The organism is Polyangium fumosum, from assembly GCF_005144585.1.
Lineage (GTDB): Bacteria > Myxococcota_A > Polyangia > Polyangiales > Polyangiaceae > Polyangium > Polyangium fumosum.
On record NZ_SSMQ01000028.1, the window covers coordinates 109,591 to 127,669 of the forward strand.

General features: G+C 69.1%; 13 protein-coding genes. 10 read left to right on the plus strand and 3 right to left on the minus strand.

The window, feature by feature from the left end:
- Positions 1–81: 81 nt before the first annotated feature.
- Entirely contained in the window at positions 82–810 is a 729-nt protein-coding gene (locus E8A74_RS25505; RefSeq protein WP_136931676.1) for a hypothetical protein, read from the plus strand.
- Positions 811–817: 7 nt separating this feature from the next.
- Here the strand turns inward: E8A74_RS25505 and E8A74_RS25510 are convergent, their stop codons facing one another.
- The gene (locus E8A74_RS25510) at positions 818–1,354 is read right to left on the minus strand and encodes a hypothetical protein (RefSeq protein WP_136931677.1); all 537 of its coding nucleotides are present in this window, start codon (positions 1,352–1,354) and stop codon (positions 818–820) included.
- Positions 1,355–1,418: 64 nt separating this feature from the next.
- Between E8A74_RS25510 and E8A74_RS25515 the strand changes: the two genes are divergently transcribed.
- On the plus strand, positions 1,419–2,708 hold the full coding sequence (locus tag E8A74_RS25515; RefSeq protein ID WP_136931678.1) for an ADP-ribosylglycohydrolase family protein: 1,290 nt from the start codon (positions 1,419–1,421) through the stop codon (positions 2,706–2,708).
- Between the two features lie 356 nt (positions 2,709–3,064).
- On the opposite strand, the gene E8A74_RS25520 is transcribed toward E8A74_RS25515, so the two are convergent.
- Positions 3,065–4,177, minus strand: a complete 1,113-nt coding sequence (locus tag E8A74_RS25520) for a DUF3089 domain-containing protein (protein WP_136931679.1) — start codon at positions 4,175–4,177, stop codon at positions 3,065–3,067.
- Between the two features lie 481 nt (positions 4,178–4,658).
- Between E8A74_RS25520 and E8A74_RS25525 the strand changes: the two genes are divergently transcribed.
- From E8A74_RS25525 to E8A74_RS25550, 5 genes are all read left to right on the plus strand, one after another.
- Positions 4,659–5,150, plus strand: a complete 492-nt coding sequence (locus E8A74_RS25525; protein WP_136931680.1) for a cupin domain-containing protein — start codon at positions 4,659–4,661, stop codon at positions 5,148–5,150.
- Between the two features lie 358 nt (positions 5,151–5,508).
- Positions 5,509–6,324 carry a YceI family protein gene (locus E8A74_RS25530; RefSeq protein WP_136931681.1) on the plus strand — a complete coding sequence of 272 codons (816 nt, stop codon included), beginning with the start codon at positions 5,509–5,511 and terminating at the stop codon, positions 6,322–6,324.
- 133 nt (positions 6,325–6,457) lie between these two features.
- Positions 6,458–7,501: an N-acetylmuramidase domain-containing protein gene (locus E8A74_RS25535; RefSeq protein ID WP_136931682.1), complete on the plus strand. Its 1,044-nt coding sequence runs from the start codon at positions 6,458–6,460 to the stop codon at positions 7,499–7,501.
- Positions 7,502–7,522: 21 nt separating this feature from the next.
- Positions 7,523–9,826: a DUF2169 family type VI secretion system accessory protein gene (locus tag E8A74_RS55605; protein ID WP_136931683.1), complete on the plus strand. Its 2,304-nt coding sequence runs from the start codon at positions 7,523–7,525 to the stop codon at positions 9,824–9,826.
- Positions 9,827–10,359: 533 nt separating this feature from the next.
- Positions 10,360–12,021, plus strand: a complete 1,662-nt coding sequence (locus E8A74_RS25550) for a serine/threonine-protein kinase (RefSeq protein WP_232379739.1) — start codon at positions 10,360–10,362, stop codon at positions 12,019–12,021.
- 192 nt (positions 12,022–12,213) lie between these two features.
- Here E8A74_RS25550 and E8A74_RS25555 read toward each other — a convergent pair whose 3' ends face one another.
- Positions 12,214–14,265 (minus strand): type VI secretion system Vgr family protein, encoded by a 2,052-nt coding sequence (locus E8A74_RS25555; protein WP_136931685.1) that lies wholly within the window; start codon positions 14,263–14,265, stop codon positions 12,214–12,216.
- Positions 14,266–14,404: 139 nt separating this feature from the next.
- Between E8A74_RS25555 and E8A74_RS25560 the strand changes: the two genes are divergently transcribed.
- The 3 genes from E8A74_RS25560 (at position 14,405) to E8A74_RS25570 (ending at position 18,074) form a co-directional block, all read left to right on the plus strand.
- Positions 14,405–15,877 (plus strand): type VI secretion system Vgr family protein, encoded by a 1,473-nt coding sequence (locus E8A74_RS25560; protein ID WP_136931686.1) that lies wholly within the window; start codon positions 14,405–14,407, stop codon positions 15,875–15,877.
- Positions 15,874–16,485, plus strand: a complete 612-nt coding sequence (locus tag E8A74_RS25565; RefSeq protein ID WP_136931687.1) for a COMM domain-containing protein — start codon at positions 15,874–15,876, stop codon at positions 16,483–16,485. Before E8A74_RS25560 ends, E8A74_RS25565 begins: the two co-directional genes overlap by 4 nt.
- Positions 16,486–16,556: 71 nt before the next feature.
- Positions 16,557–18,074 carry a hypothetical protein gene (locus tag E8A74_RS25570; protein WP_136931688.1) on the plus strand — a complete coding sequence of 506 codons (1,518 nt, stop codon included), beginning with the start codon at positions 16,557–16,559 and terminating at the stop codon, positions 18,072–18,074.
- The last annotated feature ends 5 nt before the right edge of the window (positions 18,075–18,079 follow it).

An 18,079-nucleotide genomic window follows, 5' to 3' on the forward strand; every position in this document is an offset into this window, starting at 1 on the left:
TCCCGCAGATCGAATCTTCTTGAGGGTCGCGTCGACGAGGTGAAGGCTCTCGACGGAGTCAGAAAGATCAAGGAGGGCAACATGTCACATCGGAACAAGGTCTGTGCAGCGGCGGGGATCGCCGCCATGGTCGCTGGGCTCCTTTCCGCCGGATGCGAAGCGGAGCCACGCAACTACGAAAACACGGGCGGGGCGGGCGGCGGCGGCGCCGGGGGAGGCTCGCAGAGCAGCACGGGGAGCGGCGGCGCGGGCCCCGGGGGGATGGGCGGCATGGGCGGCATGGGCGGCGACGGCGGCATGGGCGGGGGCGGCACGGGCGGCGGGGGCGGCTCGTGCGCGCCGGCGCTCGATCCGATGATCTATTCGATTGCCAACCCGGAGTGCGGCGCGTTGCCCCTGGCCCCCGAGGCCGAGGCGATCCCGTTCCTCGTGTTCGGCGGGAACGCCACGTATACGGGCGGCGTGATCCTGCCGGGCCAGTACGAGCAGGTGAAAGCGGAGGTCTCTTATGCCGAGGCCCCTTCGAAGACGCAACGTGTCCTCGTGTTCGACGACGCGGGCCTCACGACGTTGAACTTCAAGGACTACGACATCCCCGCGCTCGACGGTGCCGACCTGCAAGGGTGGGGGCAAGGGACCTACGTGACGAACGGCACCACGCTCACGTCGACCTACTCCGTCTGCAAGAGCACGCACCAGCCGGAGGTGTGGACGACGTCGTTCACCACGTACACCGAAGGTTGTGACGACTTCCTCGTCGTCGGCACCAAGGACCACCGCATGACGTTGAAGCGACGTCGCGCCCCCTGAAAGCGCCTCATCGCGGCGCCGCGCCGACGGCATAACCGAGGTTCACCGTCCAGAACCCCTCGTGGGGCTGCGAGGTGAAGCGCAGGTCGTATTCGATCCGCGTCCCGAGGGTGAGCATGCCCGGCGCGCTCACGGGAATGCCGTTCTTCCTTTTGGCCGCGAACCCGACGACCATCCCGACCTCGGCGACAGGAGAGAACATGCCGAACGAAAAAGCCCCATCCGCGCTGCCGAGCTGCAAGAAGTTCGTGCCGCCGAGGAGATAAAAACCGACGGGGTCGGGGTTGTGGAGGTGGAGGGCGCCGAGGAAAAGCGTGCCGTCCCCCGCGCCCTCCGTGACCTTGCCGCGAATCGCGACGTCGAAGGCCAGGGGGAGGTCACGATCACCGAGGGCGGCTTCGAGGCCCAACGACCCGCCTTGTCGGCCCTGCGCGAGCGTCGTCGAGGTGGTGAACCCGCCCTCGGCCCGGAGCCACCCGCTACAGCCTGGGAGGAACAGAAGGAGAAACGGGACGGCTGCGAGAGGAGGAAAACCTTGGTGCATCGTCTCAGCGTACATCCTTCTCGCCGAGGTCCCTCGCTTGCAATGCGCGGGCGGGGTGCATGGGATGCGCACACGTCGGGCCGGGGCCCTCCTCGTTCTGTCGATGATCGCCGGCCTCGCGAGTTACAGCAGCCGCGAGCAAGGCCACGCGCGGGCCGAACCCACGGAGCCCCGGGAATCCCTGGCCGCGCCCGTCGCGAGGTCGATCCACCTCGATCGCGCCGCGTACACCGAGCGCCTCCGGGCGATGTGGCTCGGCGGCTGCCTCGCGAACTGGACGGGGCTCCGGACCGAAGGCGTCCGCATCACGCGCCCGTTCTTCACGGACGACGATTGGGGAAAACCCCTCGGCCGCGACGGGGCGCCGATCGATTTCGTGTTCCAGGATCCCTGGCAGGCGGACGACGACACCGACATCGAATACGTCTATCTGCACCTCTTGACCGAGGCGCGGACGCTCCACCTCCGGCCGGCGCAGATCCGCGACGGGTGGCGGGCCCACGTGAACGATTTCATCTGGGTGTCGAACCGGAGGGCGCGGGACCTCATGGAGCGCGGGATCCTGCCCCCCGAGACCAGCCATCCCGCGCGCAACCCCGACGCGTTGCAGATCGACGCGCAGCTCACGACGGAGATCTTCGGCGCCCTCGCGCCCGGGATGCCCGCGCGGGCCCTCGAAATCGCGCATCTCCCAATCCGCACCACCGCCCGCGGCCACGCGGCGCACGCGGCCGAGTTCCACGTGCTCTTGTTCTCCCTCGCCGCCACGGTCGATCCGAAAAAACCACGGCGCGAGGAGGTCGTGCGGATCGTCCGCGAAGCCAAGGCGTTCCTGCCGGACACCTCGAAGGCCGTCGACGTCATCGATTTCGTGCTCTCCGCCTACCTCGCGGCGAACGACAAGAACAACTGGGAGAGCACGCGCGACGCCCTCGCGCGGCGGTACCAGGAAGAGGCCCTGGTGCGCGGCTTCGTGTATCGAGGCTTCACGGAGTCCGCGATCAACCTGGGCACGGGGCTCTTGGCCCTCCTGTTCGGCGAAGGAGACTTCGCGCGCACGGTGCAAATCGGCACGTTGTCCGGCTGGGACTCCGACAATGGGACGGCGACGATGGGCAGTCTCGTCGCGCTCCTCGGAGGCCTGTCCGAGCTCCACGCCGCGTTCCCAGGCGAACGGTGGTCCGACCGGTACCATATCCACCGCACCCGCCCCACCCTGCCCGACCGCCTGCCCGACGATCCCGACGCGGAGGATACCTTCACGGAGATCGCACGGCGGATGGCCGATCTGGTGGACCTCGCCGTGAAGGAGGCGGGCGGCGAGGTGACGGCGCGGGGGTGGAGGATCCCGTGAAGGCGCCGCGCTGGGGCTTTGCCCCAGGCCCCACCCGGGGCTGTCCGCCCCGGGACCCGGACCAGCGAGGCGCTGGACCCAGGACGATGAACTGCGCTCCGCGCAGTTCATCGAACAGCCAGGGTCAAGACCCTCCACGATCCTGCCAACCAAGACCGCAGCGCTGACGGCTCGACGGGCAACGCCCCGTCGCCAGCTTGGAACCCACGTCCATGGTCTTGCCACCGGCCCGTTGGAAGAACTGCGCACCGCGCAGTTCTTCCACCTTCGGTCCAGGCCGTGCCTGGTCCGGGTCGAGGGGCGGATAGCCCCCGCGGGGTCCGGGGCAGCGCCCCGGCGCAACGCCCCAGGTCGCCTCAAGGCGAAGCGTGCGCCGCCTGGAACGCCTCGACGCGCCGGACGGCGTTCTTGCGCAGGTTCACGTAGAAGAGCTGGTACTCGATGGGGTGGTAGTTGTCGGGGCCCATGGTCCAGAGGAGGATCCCGCTTGCGGGTCCGCGGGCTGGCAGGCTCCCCATCTGCGAGATCCAGAGGTTCCCGTCTGGCTGGCAGGCTGCGTCGGCGAACGTTGGGAGGACCGCGGGGGACTCCGTGTCGAAGAAGAGCGCGCCCTGGTTTTGCGACGCCGGCGCCGCCGCCCCGTCGTTCTTCCAGGTGAGCGGATTGACGCAGATGCGCGCGCCGGTCGCGGGGGCGTCCTTGAACTCGTATTCGTTGCGCTCGTACCGAGGGCCGCGCGCGTTCCAGCCGACGACACACCCCCATTGGTCCTCGGACGCGCAGATCGGGATGTCCTCGCCGATCGTCGCGGGGTGAATCGGGCCGCCGACCAGGTACGCCGCGACGAGGTGTTTTCCAGCGGGTTTGCCCCAGATCTTTTCGCGGAGCAGGCGCGCGGCGAGCACCGTGCCCTGGCTGTGGGACGCGAGGAGGAAGGGGCGGCCCTCGCCGCGCCGTTCGAGGAAGGCGTCGAACGCGGCGGCGACGTCGGTGTATGCGAGATCCACGGCGCGGTCGCCGTCCGGGCTCGGATGTACGAAGGCCTTGCCGCTCGCCTGGCGATACCGCGGCGCGTACACGGCGCAGCACGCGTTGAAGACGCTCGCCTGGATGAGGGTCGCGCCGCGGGCCGTCGCCTGGACGACGGCGGGGTCGTCGATCGGCGTGTTCCACCGCTTCGCCATGGAGGTCGTCGGGTGGACGAAAAAGACGTCGGCCTTGGCGGCGCCGGGCGAGAGGGGCGGGAGCTCCGGCAAGGAGACGTCCGCGTCATCCTCGAGGGTGGGGAGCGCGGCCCAGGCGGAGGGCTCGGCGTAGTTCGGCGCGGGCGGCGCGGCGCTCGGGTCGAACGGGCCGGGGTCGAGGGCGGTGTAGAGCCATCGATCGAGCGTGAGGAATGCGAGGGCCACGAGGAAGACGAGGACGCCACAGACCAGCGCCACGATCGACAGGACCTTTTTCCAGCGCATGTGTGCCCTCCGGCGCGGTGGAACCGAAGAACGCCCCGGGTATTCCCGGTTCACGGCGCGGGCGCGGCGGGTTTCAGCAGCGTGTAGAAGCCGAACCCCAGCGTGTCGCGGCCCCAGGTGACGTAGGCGTCGTGCCAGGCGCGGATGCGGGCGGCCATGGCGGGCGCAGCCGGGTGGGCCGGGTTCGCGTCGACCTACCGCTCGATCGCGGCGCAGTAGCGGCCCTCGTAGTCGTCCCCTTCGTCGTCGCTGGCGCACGCGGTCGAGAGCACGCGCCGCAGCCGATGGCGTGGGCGATCGTCGTGAACACGAGCCGATCGGGGGCGGGGTTGGTCATGGGCTTCTTCTGCGGGATGCCTGCGCCGCCGCATGCTCGCCTGTCAAGCGCCTAGCACGCCGCCGCCTCTTCCCGATGCGGCTTGCGCTCCTCGCCGGCGGGGCGGACAATCGCGCCGCTCACGCCTTTCGCCTCGGAGGCACCATGACGACGAAGCCCGACACCAAGGACAAGGTCTATCAATCCGCCGACTTCGACAAGACACCGCCGCGCCCGCGTGTCGTCATGCCGGACAAGCTGATCCACCGTCAGGTCGAGGGCGACGGGCAACGCGACGAATACTCCAAGGAGCGCAAGCACCCGGTCTTCTTCGTCGATCTGCCCTCGAAGTGCATCAGCATGACGATCGGCCACCTCGACCCGGGGCAGTCCTCGAACCGGCACCGCCACACCTACGAGACGATCCTCTACGTGCTCGAAGGCGAAGGTTACTCGGTGGTCCACGACCAGAAGATCGAGTGGAAGACCGGCGACGCCGTCTACATCCCGGTCTGGACCTGGCACAACCACGTCAACACGAGCACGACGGGCATCGCCCGTTACCTCGCCTGCGAGAACGCCCCCATCCTCCAGAACCTCGGCGGCGTCGCGCTCCGCGAGGAGCTGCCCGAGAAGGGCATGAAGGACCCCCCGTGAACCTTCCCGGCGCGAAGGCGCGCTAGTCCCGAGGGGGACGCCTCGCGTCCCCCTCTCGTCCAGGCAAAGCCCGGACGATTCACCCCCCGAGGGAAGATCGCTTCGCGATCTTCTGAGCATCGAACCGGTCGATGCTCTAGGTGGCTGGTGTTTTTCGAGCCGCGACCACCACAGCTAGCGCATGTTCACGCAGCGGCCGCGCTGCAGGTAGCGTGTCCGCTGCGAAAAACACCAGCCACCTAGGTGGCTGGTGTTTTTCGAGCCGCGACCACCACAGCTAGCGCATGTTCACGCAGCGGCCGCGCTGCAGGTAGCGTGTCCGCTGCGAAAAACACCAGCCACCTAGTACGCTGATCGGATGTCCCGCGCCCGCCCTGCCCTGCTCCGCGCCCTGCCCTTCGTCGCGCTCGTGGCGCTCGCCGCCTCCGGGTGTTCCAAGGACGAGCCCAACCCGAACGCCGCCCCCGTCTCCTCGTCGCTCGCCCCCGCGAAGCCGAAGACCGAGGCGGGCAAACCCTACGCGGTCGAGGCGCAGGGCGCGAAGGTGAGCTTCACGATGGATGCGCCGATCGAGAAGATCTTCGGCGAGGCGGACGGCTCGACCTCCGGCGAGCTCTTCGTCGATCCGGAGGACGTGACGCGCTCGACGGGGCTCTTGAAGATCGACCTCGACAAGCTCGTCATCTACCAGCAGAAGCGCGCCGACGAGAAGGCGGAGTTCGGCGAGCGGACGAAGAGCGATCTGCAGAACGAGCACGCGCGCGACTGGCTCGGGATCGGCAAGGACGTCGCCGAGGCGGAGCGGCAGAAGCGCCGCACGATCGAGTTCAAGCTCTCGAAGATCGAGACGGCGGGGCCGAAGAGCGTCGCGGGGCTCACGGGCGCCGAGCGCACGATGAAGCTCGACGTGACGGGGGACCTCCGGCTGAACGAGCGCACGGCGCCGAAGAAGGCGGAGCTCGAGGTCACGTTCGTGATGGAGGGCGACAAGGTGGCGGCGGTGCGCGTGAAGTCGACGAAGCCCGTCGCCGTGAACCTCGACGCGCACGACGTGCGCCCGCGCAATGCCCTCGGCGTGATCCTTCAGAAGACCGCCGACGAGCTCACGACGCTCGGCAAGAAGGTGTCGAAGGACGCGATGGTGTCGCTCGACTTCCAGGCCAAGCCGAAGTGACGTGATGGGCGCGCCGGGGCGCGAAGCGGTTGGTTCGCGCGCGGGGCTGTGATATTCGTCTTTCCACGTCCGGGCGAAGGCTTCTTTCCTCTCCTGCGAGAGCGCGCTCCCTCGGCGGACGAACAGGTTCGCGATGAGCTACGTCGTCAAATCGGGGGATACGCTCGGTGCGATCGCCAGCCGCAACGGCACGACGGTGCAGGCGATCATGGCGGCAAACCCGCAGATCTCGAATCCGAACGCGATCTCGGTGGGCCAAAAGCTCACGCTCCCCGGCGGCGGCGGGGGCGGCGGCGCCCTCCCCTCCCCCGCGGCGGCGCCGAGCACGTACACCGTACGCTCGGGCGACACGCTGGGCGCGATCGCGAGCCGGAACGGCACGACGGTCGACGAGATGATGCGGGCGAACCCGCAGCTCCGGAACCCGAACCAGATCTCGCCGGGCCAAAAGCTCAACCTGCCGGGGAAATCGAACGGAGGCGGGACGCCGCAGCCGCAGCCGCAGCAGCCGCAGCCCCAACAGCCGCAGGCGCCCGCGGAAGGCGGGAGCTCCCTCGGCACGCCGCCCGCGACGGGCCCGTGGGAGCTGCCCGTGCGGGGACCTGCGCGCAGGCTCGCGGCCGGTGATTTTGATGCCGCCGCGCGCGAGCTTCAGTGCGAGTCGGCGGCGGTGCGCGCCGTGGCCGAGGTCGAGTCCGGCGGGCGCACTGGCTTCGATGATCAGAAGCGCCCGAAGATCCTCTTCGAGATCCACCACTTCAAGCGGCTGACGGGAGGCCGCTACGATCGCAGCCACCCGCACCTCTCGGCGCCGTACAAGAGCCCGCTCCGGCGCGCGAGTTACAAGAAGGATCAGTGGGTCGTGATCCGCGAGGCGTTCGCGCTCGATCCGGACGCGGCGGTGAAGAGCGCCTCCTGGGGCATGTTCCAGGTGATGGGCTTCAACCACGAGCTGGTCGGCTGGAAGAGCGTGCGGCAGTTCGTCTACGACATGTACGAGTCGGAGGCGCAGCACATGCGCTCGTTCCTCGGCTTCTGCCGCGGCAACAACCTCGTTCGCCACATTCGCAGCAAGAACTGGGCTTCGTTCGCGCGCGGCTACAACGGCGAGGACTACGCGTCGAACAACTACCACACGAAGATGGCAAACGCCTACGCGCGTTACAGCCGCGGCTAGACAGGCGCGCCCCGTCCCGACATGGACATCGTCTCGTATTGCCCGCTCCGCGTCGCCGCGCGTCCCTTCGTCACGGCGGAGCGCAGGCACGCGCTGCTCGTCGTCTGCAAAGCGACGTACCTGCTCACCCCGGGCGCGTCGGTGCTGCACGAGTCCCAGGAGGACGTCAACGAGGAGGACAACTTCTGGGACGACGATCCGCGGCGCAGCGTGTACTCGCCCGGCGATCTCGTGCCGCACAAGCGCGGCGCCGACGTGGTGCTCGTTGGCCACGCGTTCGCGCCGAACGACGTGCCCGTGCGATCGATCCTCACGCGCCTCTGCGTGGGCGAGATCGACAAGGCGATCGAGGTCTTCGGCGATCGGCACGTGACGCCGATGGGCGAGCTGCGCGAAGGCCCGCGCGTGACGCGGGTTCGCCTGCGCTACGAGCGCGCCGCGGGCGGGCCCGGGACGACGAACCCGGTGGGCATGCGGCTCGATCAGACGGATACGTTCGGCGCGATCAAGCTGCCGAACGTGCAGCCGCCGGGGCGGCACGTGACGGGCCCTGCGGATCTCATGGAGCCCATCGGATACGGGCCGATCGCGGCGACGTGGCCTGCCCGCGAGGCGCGCCTCGGCCCCTTCGCGGGGCGGTTTTCCCTCGCGCACTGGCACGAGGCGCCGCTGCCCGAGGGGCTCGATCCGCTCTTCTTCAACGTCGCGCCGCCCGATCAAGAGATCCCGGAGATCCGCCCGGACGAACGGATCGTGCTCGAAGGGTTGCACCCAGAGCACGCGCGGCTCGTGACGAACCTGCCGGGGCTCCGGCCCGAGGTGGTGATGGAGCGGGCGTCGGGTCGCCGCGAGGCGATCGCGTTGACGGCCGACACGTTGTGGTTCGACACGACGCGCGGGATCTGCACGCTGGTCTGGCGCGGGCGCGCCGCGCTCGTGCATCCGGCCGAGGCCGGTCGTGTGGTCGTGACGATGGTGGGCCCCGGCTGGGCGAGCGCGCGCGCGGCGCTCGTGTCCCCGGATCTGCACGCGATCGCGATCGCGCCCGACGATCCCGATGGATCGGTCACGACCGTGGGGTACGCGCCGTCGGGGCCGCACCCGATCATGCCCTTCATGACGAGCACGGCGTCCGCGCCGCCGCCGCGCGAGTCAGGCGTGTTCCCGATGGCTCCGGACTTCGATGAGGAGGTGACGTTCGTCGGTCTGGATGGGCCGGGCGCCGATCCGCTGCCGTTCGCGCGGCCGAAGACGCAAGCGCCGCCGCCTGCGCCGGGGGCCCCCGCGCTGCTGCCATTCGCGCCGCCACCACCTCCCCCGCCCATGCCTTTCCAGGCGCGGGATCTGCCGTTCCTGTCGCCGCTCGCGCCGCCGCCGGTGCCGCCGTCGCCCCATCCCCACGGTGGGGGGCTCCGGTCGGCCCACGAGGTGGGCCTTCCTCTGCCCCCCACACCCCCCGAGCCCGCGCGGGTGCGGCCTCCGTCGCGGCACGATCTGCCGTTTGTCGCGCCGCCCCAGGGCGGAGGGCTTCGGTCGGCCCACGAGGTTGGCGTTCCTCTGCCCCCCACGGCCCCCGCGGCGCCTCCTCCGCCGGTGCAAACTCCCACGCCGCCGCCCATCGTGCCGCGGCTCGGCATCGCGCCGCTGGGAGCGCCTCCGCCGTTCGCGCCGCCTGCGCCCGTCACGCCGCCTGCGCCCGTCGCGCCGCCTGCGCCCGTCCCTGCGCCGGTCGCTCTGGACGACCCGGAGACCGTCGACGCGCCCGCGATGATCGGCCCGCTGGCGACGGCCGAGATGGCCGCGCGCGTGGCCCCGCCGCCGCTCCCTCCGCCGCCCGAACCGTTGCCTCCGGATTCGCCCGCGGCGGAGGCCCCGAAAACGCCGCCCGCGCCTGCGCTCCCGCTCGACGACTACCCCATCGAGCGATGCGCGAAGATCACCGCGTCGATCGCGCGCCGCCGTGACGAGCGCGCCGAGATCCTGGAAGCCGAGGAGCTCGATCTCGCTCGTTATACGGACCTCGAGCGCCACTGGGCCGACGCCATCCGCGCCGAGTCCGAGCGCGGCAAGACGCGCCTGCTCAAGGCCTTCGACGCCGCGTACGTCGCGCGCCTCGAAGAAGAGCGGGGACCCATCACCCCGGCCGAGTACGCGCGCCTGGTCGTCGCCGGCGAGCGTGGGCACGCCGAGCGCACGCTCGCCGAGCTCGGCCTGCCGCGCGCCTCCATGCTCCGCATCGAGCGCGAGATGCTCGCGCGCACGTCCGCGGATCCGTCCCTCGGCGAACGACTCCGCCACGCGATCGAAGCCGAGCGGGCCGACTGAGGTCGCGGCCGCGGGGCTCGTGGTGCACTCCGTTCGTCGAGGTCTCGCCCATTCGCAGCGTTCCGGTGTACGCTTGCCTCGCGAGCTCGTTCGTCGGCTCGTGGATCGGCCGCATGCCCGCACCTCCCAGGCCCAGCTCCCCGGCGGTAGCTACCGCCGCTCCGGCAGCGCCTTCGCGCGCTCCGAGCAGCGGGGCGCCCGCGCCCGCCGAGCCTGCGCCGACACCTGAGGCCGAGTGGGAGGTCGAGCTCGGCGCGACGCTCGCAGGTGGATTCAACGCGCCGCCCATCCCGGCGCCCGCTGCCGCTGCCGCTGCCGCTCCCGCTGCCGCTGCCGCTCCCGCTCCCGCTGCCGCTCCCGCTCCCGCTCCCGCTGCCGGTACCGTTCCTTTTCCCGCTCCCCTTCCCGCCTCCGCGCCCCCCGCGCCTCTGCCAAACCCGGGCCGCACGTCGGCCCCGCCGCTCCCCTTCATCGCGCCTCCGCCACCTCCTCCGCCCGCGGCCGTCTCGGCCGGGCGAAGCTCGTCGCCGGGCATGGGGGCGCCGCCGGGCATGAACGGGGAGCTTCGGCGCTCGTCGTCGCCGAGTTTTCCCGGGGCGCCGCCGCAAGGCGCCGAGGCGCTGCGCCGTTCGGCGTCGGGTTTGCCCGCGGTCGTCCCGCCGGGGCACGACCCGCTTCGCCGCTCGTCCTCGGGCCTCGCCGCCGTCACGCCGAGCATGCTCGAAGCGCAGCGCCGCTCCTCGCCGGGCATGGCCTCGCAAGGCGACGGCGCGGCGGCGGGCCCTGTCGCGTACGCTCCTGGCGACATCATCGGCGGCAAGTACCAGCTCCAGCGCGTGCTCGGCCAGGGTGGCATGGGCGCCGTGTGGGTCGCGCGGAACCTGAGCCTCGACGCGGACATCGCGCTCAAGCTCATCCGCCGCGATCGCGCCACCGAGGAGGCCTCCGCGCGCCTGCTCACGGAGGCGCGCGCCGCTGCGAAACTCGGCCATCCCGGCATCGTGCGCGTCTTCGACTTCGGACAAACCGAGGTCGGTGATCCCTACCTCGTGATGGAGCTGCTCACGGGCGAGTCGCTCTCCGCCATCCTCGCGCGGAAGAAACGGCTCGCGCCGAGCGTCGCGCTCCAGACGCTCTTGCCCGTCGCGGCGGCGCTCGCGGCGGCGCACCTGAAGGGCATCGTCCATCGGGATCTCAAGCCTGACAACGTCATGCTCACGACGGACGAGTCGGGGAAGATCGTGCCCAAGTTGCTCGACTTCGGCATCGCGCGCGTGCTGCGCGACGACGTCGAGCGGCATGTCACGATCGCCGGCGAGGTCCTCGGCAGCCCCGACTACATGTCTCCCGAGCAGGCCCGCGGCGAGGCGGACATCGATCATCGCACCGACGTCTGGACCTACTCGGTCCTGCTCTACGAGACGCTCACCGGCCGCCGCCCGTTCGACGCGCCGAACTACAACGCGCTCATCGCGGCCATCGTGGCGAACACGCCGATGCCCACGCATGCGTTCGGCACGGGCGACGCTGCGCTCTGGGCGATCATCGAGCGCGGCCTCGCCAAGGATCGGAGCGCGCGCTGGCAGTCGCTGCGCGACATGGGCGTCGCGCTCGCGGGCTGGGCGCTCGAGCGCGGGATCCAGCAGGACATCTCGGGGTTGTCTCTCCAGAGCGAGTGGCTCGCGCCGAAGATGCGCCGCCTGCTCACGGTGCAGCCGGTGGACGTCTCGGGCTTGGTCGCCGCGCGCGCAGCAGCGAACGCGGCCGCGCCGCCGGTCGCGCCGCCGGTCGCGCTGCCCGTCACGCCTTCCGCGCCGGGCCTCGTGCTTCCGGGCGTCGTGCGTGATGCGAACGATGCGGCGGAGCGGAAACACCTGCGCGGCGGATCGAACCGGAAGGTGCTGTTCGCCGTCGGCACGGCGCTCGTGCTCGTCGCTTCGTTCTTCGTGGTGCGTGCGCTCCTCTCCGAGCCTGCTGCGCCTGCGGGCGTGCCTGCTGCGCAGACCGAGGCGCATCCTGCGCCGCCGCCTGCGCCCGCGCCCATGCCGACGCCCTCGGCCACGTCCACGACGACGGCCGAGCCGCAAGCGCCGCCGACCCCAACTGCAACTGCGACGACAAAGACGACGCCTACGCCCGTGCGAACGACGCAGCAGAAAAAAGCGCCCCCCGTCCCCAAGAACATCCAGTTCTAAATGCGCCTCTGCATCGACCGCATCGCGGTCGATGCACCAGAGGTCCAGGGCTGGCCCTGGTCCGGGTCGAGGGGTGGACAACCCCTCGTCGGGGTCCGGGGTGACACCCCGGCGCTACGCTCCTGCATGGAACGCCAAGGCGGCCGCGGACGGGTTCGTCCGGGCCGCCTCTCGTTTGGATCGCATGGCTGCTCAGGTGTTGATCTTGACCATCGGGCCGCCCTTGATGATCACGTCGCCGCCCGAGGACGTCACGCTCACGACGCCGGAGCCTGCGACTTCGATCGTCGTTGCGGTGATCGTCACCTTGTTGCCTTCGAGCGTGATGCTTGCGCCGCCGGGGGTGCCCAGCGTGATCTTGTCGTGCTCCATCACGTGCGCGGTCGTTGCGCCGCCGCCGCCTTCGCCGGGGGGCGCGATTTGCACCGAGTGTGTCCCGCCGACCATCGTCGAGTCGATCCCGCCGACTTGCGTCGAGCGGTTCACGCCGACCACGACGCTGCGGTTCACGCCGGTCACCTCGCGCTCGCTTGCTTGCACCGTCTTCATCAGGTTCTTGCCGATGGTGACGGTCTCGTTTGCCTTGACTGTCTTTGTCCGATCGTTGCCGATCGTCACGTTCTCGTCGCGCTGGATGACCTTCGTCCGATCGTTGCCGACGGTCGTGTTTTCGTCGCGCTTGACCAGCTTGTTGTAGTCGCGTTCGGCCTGGAAGCGGACGAGCTCCTTGCCGAGCGCGTCTTCGAACATCATCTCGTTGTAGCCGCCGCTCCCGCCTGTCGAGTTCGAGCGCAGACCGCTCTGCGTCTTGTTGTCCGGCAGCTTCCACGGCACCTTTTGCAGGTTCGTGAACACGCGGCCTACGATCACGGGCCGGTCGGGATCACCGCCGAGGAAGTCGACGAGCACTTCTTGGCCGATGCGCGGCAGGTTCATCCCGCCGTAGCCTGCGCCGCCCCAGGGCTGGCTCACGGGGATCCAGCAGGAGCTGTTGTCGTCCATCTTGGACTCGCGATCCCAGTGGAAGTGCACGCGCACGCGGCCGAACTCGTCGCAGTGGATCTCCTCGCCGGCGGGGCCGACGACGGTCGCGCTCTCCACGCCGTTCACCTTCGGCCGCTGCATCACGGCCTTCGGGCGGTGCGGGTACTTCGTGCTCTTTGCTTCGCAATGGTGCGACCACTCGCCTGTCGACGTGCCTGCCATGTGCGACGCGACGACGAGCAGCTTCTTGTCGGACGCGAGGTCTGCGCGCGGGTGATCGAGGAAGCTCGTCACCACGCCGGGCGCGAGGTCGATGACGTTCGTCGAGAACGAGATCGCCGTGCCGCTGCCGCGCTTTGCTTCGAGGCGCTTCTGCGCGAGCTTTGCGCCCTCGGCCTCGTCCGTGCGGGCCTTGCCTTTGTCGTCGGCGCTCGGCGTGTCGTCGCCCTTCTCTGCGCCGAAGAGGAACGCGCCGGGCGTGTAGTGGAAGCGCTCGAGCTTGTCTTCGAGCGGGATCTCGGCGCCGGAGGCTGTGGCTGCGAGGTTGTACGAGGGCGGCCGGCGGTAATCGACGTCGCGCATCGTGTACTTGCCGGGCCGCACCTTGCGCGCCATGCGCACCACGGTCACGTGCTCGCGGTCGGCGGCCGTGGGGTTGTCCCGGAACGCGATGGACTTGCGCGGCGCGTTCGACTGCGGCGCGTCCGAGAGCACGAGCTTCGAGCCTTCTTCGGACGGCTCGAAGTAGAAGCTGATCCCTGCGTCCTCCAGCATGCGGCAGATGAACGCGTAGTCGGTCTCCGCGTACTGCACGCGGTACTTGCGCTTCTTGTAGGCGCCTTTGTCGATCTTGAGGACGGGCTCGATGCCCCACTCGGAGAGCATCTTCACGACGACGTCCGGCTCCGAGAGCTGCTGGAACATGCGGTGGTTCCGGCGCTGCGTCGCGAGCCAGAGCGTGGGCACGATCGACACGTTGTACGACGACAGGCCCGTCTCCTCGGCGCCGAGCTGCTCGAGCTCGTTGCAGATGCCGGTCCAGACCCGCGGGGCTGCGCCTTCGCCGTGCCCGCCGTGCATCACGAAGCGCGCGGGCTGGCCGACGATGGCCTCGAAATCGACGTTGGGGTTGTCGCTGAGGGCGACGAGGCGCACCTCGAAGAGCTGCGAGATCTTCTCGCTCACCGAGAACTCGCGCACATCGAAGCCGTCGCCCGACGCGAGCTCGACCGAGAGGTTATGGGTTTTTGAGGCGCTCATCTCGTCGTCCTGCGCGAAAGGCCCCGGGATCGGGGCTGCACGAGAGGCTAACACGACTGCCGCGCCGTCGGGGAGAGACATCTGAAAGCCCCACCGTTCTTGTCTTGACGGTCACCCCGCCATTTGGTGTGCTCTCCCCATGCCCGACGACCTCGTCCACCTCCGGATCGAGTCCGATGATTTCCCCTGCGACGATTTGCAGGTTTTCGAGCTTTCGGGCCGCGAATCGCTCGGAAAGCTCTTCGCCCTCTCCATCGGCGTTGTCAGCACGAAGCCTCCGGGCCTCGACCTCGCCCTCGTCGAGGGCGCGATGGCGACGCTCGTATTTGAAACACAGGGCCAGGACGTACGACGCATCCACGGCATGATCGCCGAGATCCGCGACCGTATCGACACCGAGCCCGACACCCGTTCGTACTACTTCCAGCTCGTCCCGCGCGCCCATCGCCTCTCGCTCGTGCGCACGCAGGAGATCTTCATGGAGCTCTCGGTCCCCGAGATCATCCAGAAGAAACTCGAGCTCGTGGGGCTCGGCGCGGACGACGTGGAGATGCGGCTCACCGCGACGTACCCGAAGCGCGAGTTCGTCGTGCAGTACAAGGAGACCGACCTCGCGTTCGTCTCGCGCCTCGCCGAGCACGAGGGCATCACGTTTTTCTTCGAGCACGAGGGCGACCGCGACAAGATCGTCTTCACGGACGACAACCAGGGTTTTCCCGTGGCGCCGGGGCACGAGCACGCGGCGTTCCGGGCGCGCGGCGAGCGCCGCGACATCTTCCACATCGAGGCGACGACCCGCCTCGTGCCGCGGGCCCACGTGGTGCACGATTACAACTATCGTATACCGCTCGTCGATCCCACGGGCAGCGCCGACGCGCCGTCCGGGCTCGGCGGCGGCCTCGTCGAGTACGGCACGCATTGCAAGACGCCGGTGGAGGCCTTGCGGTTCGCGAAGATCCGCGCCGAGCAGACCGAGGCGACGCACCGCGTCTTTGGCCTGGAGAGTGATCTCGGCTGGGTCCGCGCGGGCGGCCGCTTCACGCTCGAAGGGCACCCCAAGCTCGGCGACGCGAGCTTCCTCGTTACGGAAATCGAGCACGCGGCGCGCCAGCCGGTGGCCCTCTTCGGCGGCAAGCAAGAGGTCCCGTACACGAACACCTTCCGCGCCATCGAGGGGACCGTTCCGTTCCGGCCCGCGCGCGTCACGCCGAAGCCCCAAATTCACGGCGTTGTCAATGGAGTTATCGCGCATGAGATGGAAGGCACCGAGAGCCTCTTTGCGCGCCTCGATGACGAGGGTCGTTACCTCGTCCGGATGATGTTCGATACGTCGCAATCGGGAGAGCGACAATTCGTCTCTCGCCGTATTCGTATGGCCCAGCCGCATTCCGGCCAGAACTACGGGCACCATCACCCCTTGAAGCCTGGGACCGAGGTCCTCATCGGCTTCATCGACGGGGATCCGGACCGGCCCATCATCTTGCATACCGTCCCGAACCCGATCACGCCCTCGCCTGTTGCGGCGAATTGCGCTCCGGCACACCGCATCAAGACGGCGACGGGCATTCTGATCGAGATGAAGGATGCGTTCATCGTGAGCGGCGGCGGATGACGGTCCCCTTGTTTTGCCTCGGCGGCAAGCCTGCGCCGGAGGCGATCGTGGACGATCTCAAGACCCTCGCGCGGCTGCCCGAGCGGGCCCGCGCGCGATTTTGGGATGCGCTCGGCCCGGCGTTGCCCGATCCTTTGCCTGCCTCGGTCGAGGCCACGCTCGATACCTTCGCGCGCGCCTTCGAGGCCCCGCCGGACGATCTCGCGCGCGCGCTCAAGGCCTCGCGTTTCCTCGTCCGCGAGGCGTGCGCGCGCGGCCTCGAGCGCGGGCGATTCGAAGAGGACGTGGTGCGCCTCGCGGGCGGCGCGCTCTCGCCGGAGGCCGCGGTGATCGCGCCGATCTTGCTCTCGCGGTATGACGCGGTGCGCGCGAGCCTGGGGGCAGCCGCCTACCGGGATACGCTCACTGATCACGGCGTGGTCCTCGAATCGATCGAATGGCGGCTCGACGCGGTCCTTGCTTCGAGCCGCGGCGATGCGGGGGCCGCGAAGATCGCGGTCCTCACGCTCGGCTACCGCGACGGGGATCAAAAAGATCGCATCACGCTGCATCTTTCGCCCGAGAAGCTCGAAGAGCTCCGGCGCGCGTGCGAGCGCATGTCGAGCTGAACGTTCGACTTCATAGCTTTACAGCTCTACGCGCGCTCTGTTAGCGTTTCCTCCGCAGGAGGCGCGAGCACATGGCGGACGAGGTTTCGGCGGCGGGCAAGTATCTTCTGATTTCGGTGCCCGATTTCGCGACCGATCCGGTCGGGCAGCCGGCCAGCATGGTGCCTGAGGACCCGGCGGACAAAGAATCAGAGCTGATTCCCGCCGGCGATCGCCGGGGCCAGACGATGAGCTCGTTCCTGCGGCTCGGCGCCTTCCACGAGCAACCGGAGAAAGATCCGGCGGCGAAACGCGCGAACGAGCTTGCGCGGGTGGCGCTCGCCGTGTCGGCGAGCCAGGGCGGCCCCTTCACGTTGCCGGATGGGACCGAGGTCGTTACGAGCAACGCCGGCGTCGGGACCTACGAGGTCACGGATGACGACGGCAACGTCGTGTCCACCGAGGATCGGGGCGTTTTCCTCGACGATCAGCGCGTCGGCGACCCGCCGAGGGGACCGGACGACCGCGACAATCAATCGCGCCACAAGGCCGACCGCATGGAGCAGAGCAAGGCGCTGCTCACGCGCGGCGGCTGGTGGGATCATACCGACGGCAATCGCATCACCACGACCTACGGCGACAAGGTCGAGGTCATCCGCGGCAACTACAAGATGGTCGTCATGAGCCGCCAGGACGACCCCGAGGGCGCGGGTGGCTGGGATCTCTCGGGCGGCCACGTCCAGGACCTCGGCCCCGCCTCGATGCCCGGCGCGAGCGTGCGCGTGGAGTTCCGGCCCGGCATGTTCGGGCAACGCGGCACCTGGCACCTCGAAAACACCACGAACAATTTCAACCAGACCAGCGATTACGCCGGCGACTTCTACGAGCACTGGTACGGAAACCACAAGGAGTGCGTCGTGGGGTCCGAGAACCCCGTGGAATGGCACGAGACGCTCGAAAAACCCTACGGCAACCCCGCGATCGTGGAGCGGACCTGGGCGAGCAAGATCGAGAGCTACACGGGCAGCTCGGCCAAGCGGGTCCCCTCGATCACCGAGGAGACGTACGCGGACACGACGAGCTCGCTGACGGACGTCGCGGGCAACATCAGCGAGAGCACGTATTGCGACGCCATCATCACCTCCAAGACCGGCAAAATCGACCGTCCCGTGCCGGCCATGCACGAGGAGACGTACGCGGTGGCGTCGAACAGCATCACGAACATCGTCACTTCGAACGCGATGACGAATGTCGGCGCGCAGATGGAGACCACGATCGCGGGTGCGCTCGGCAGCGTCACGGTCGTCGGGGCACAAGCCGACATCACCATCGCCGGGGCGCAGGAAGAACTCCTGATCAGCGCGCACCACGGGAGCCTCGAGCTCTCGCTGCACAACACCGATATCTTCCTCGGCACCAAGCTCACGTTCCAGATCGGCCCGGAGTGGGAATACAAATATCCTGATACGAAGACGCTCAAGCTCAAGGGCCTGACGACGGCGCTCGACAACCTCGTGACGACGGTGAAGACCGTCCACGCGGCGATCAAGCTGACGCACATGGCGCTGACGCACCAGTACATCGGCGCGGCGATCTTCTTCGGGATGTAGGCGCC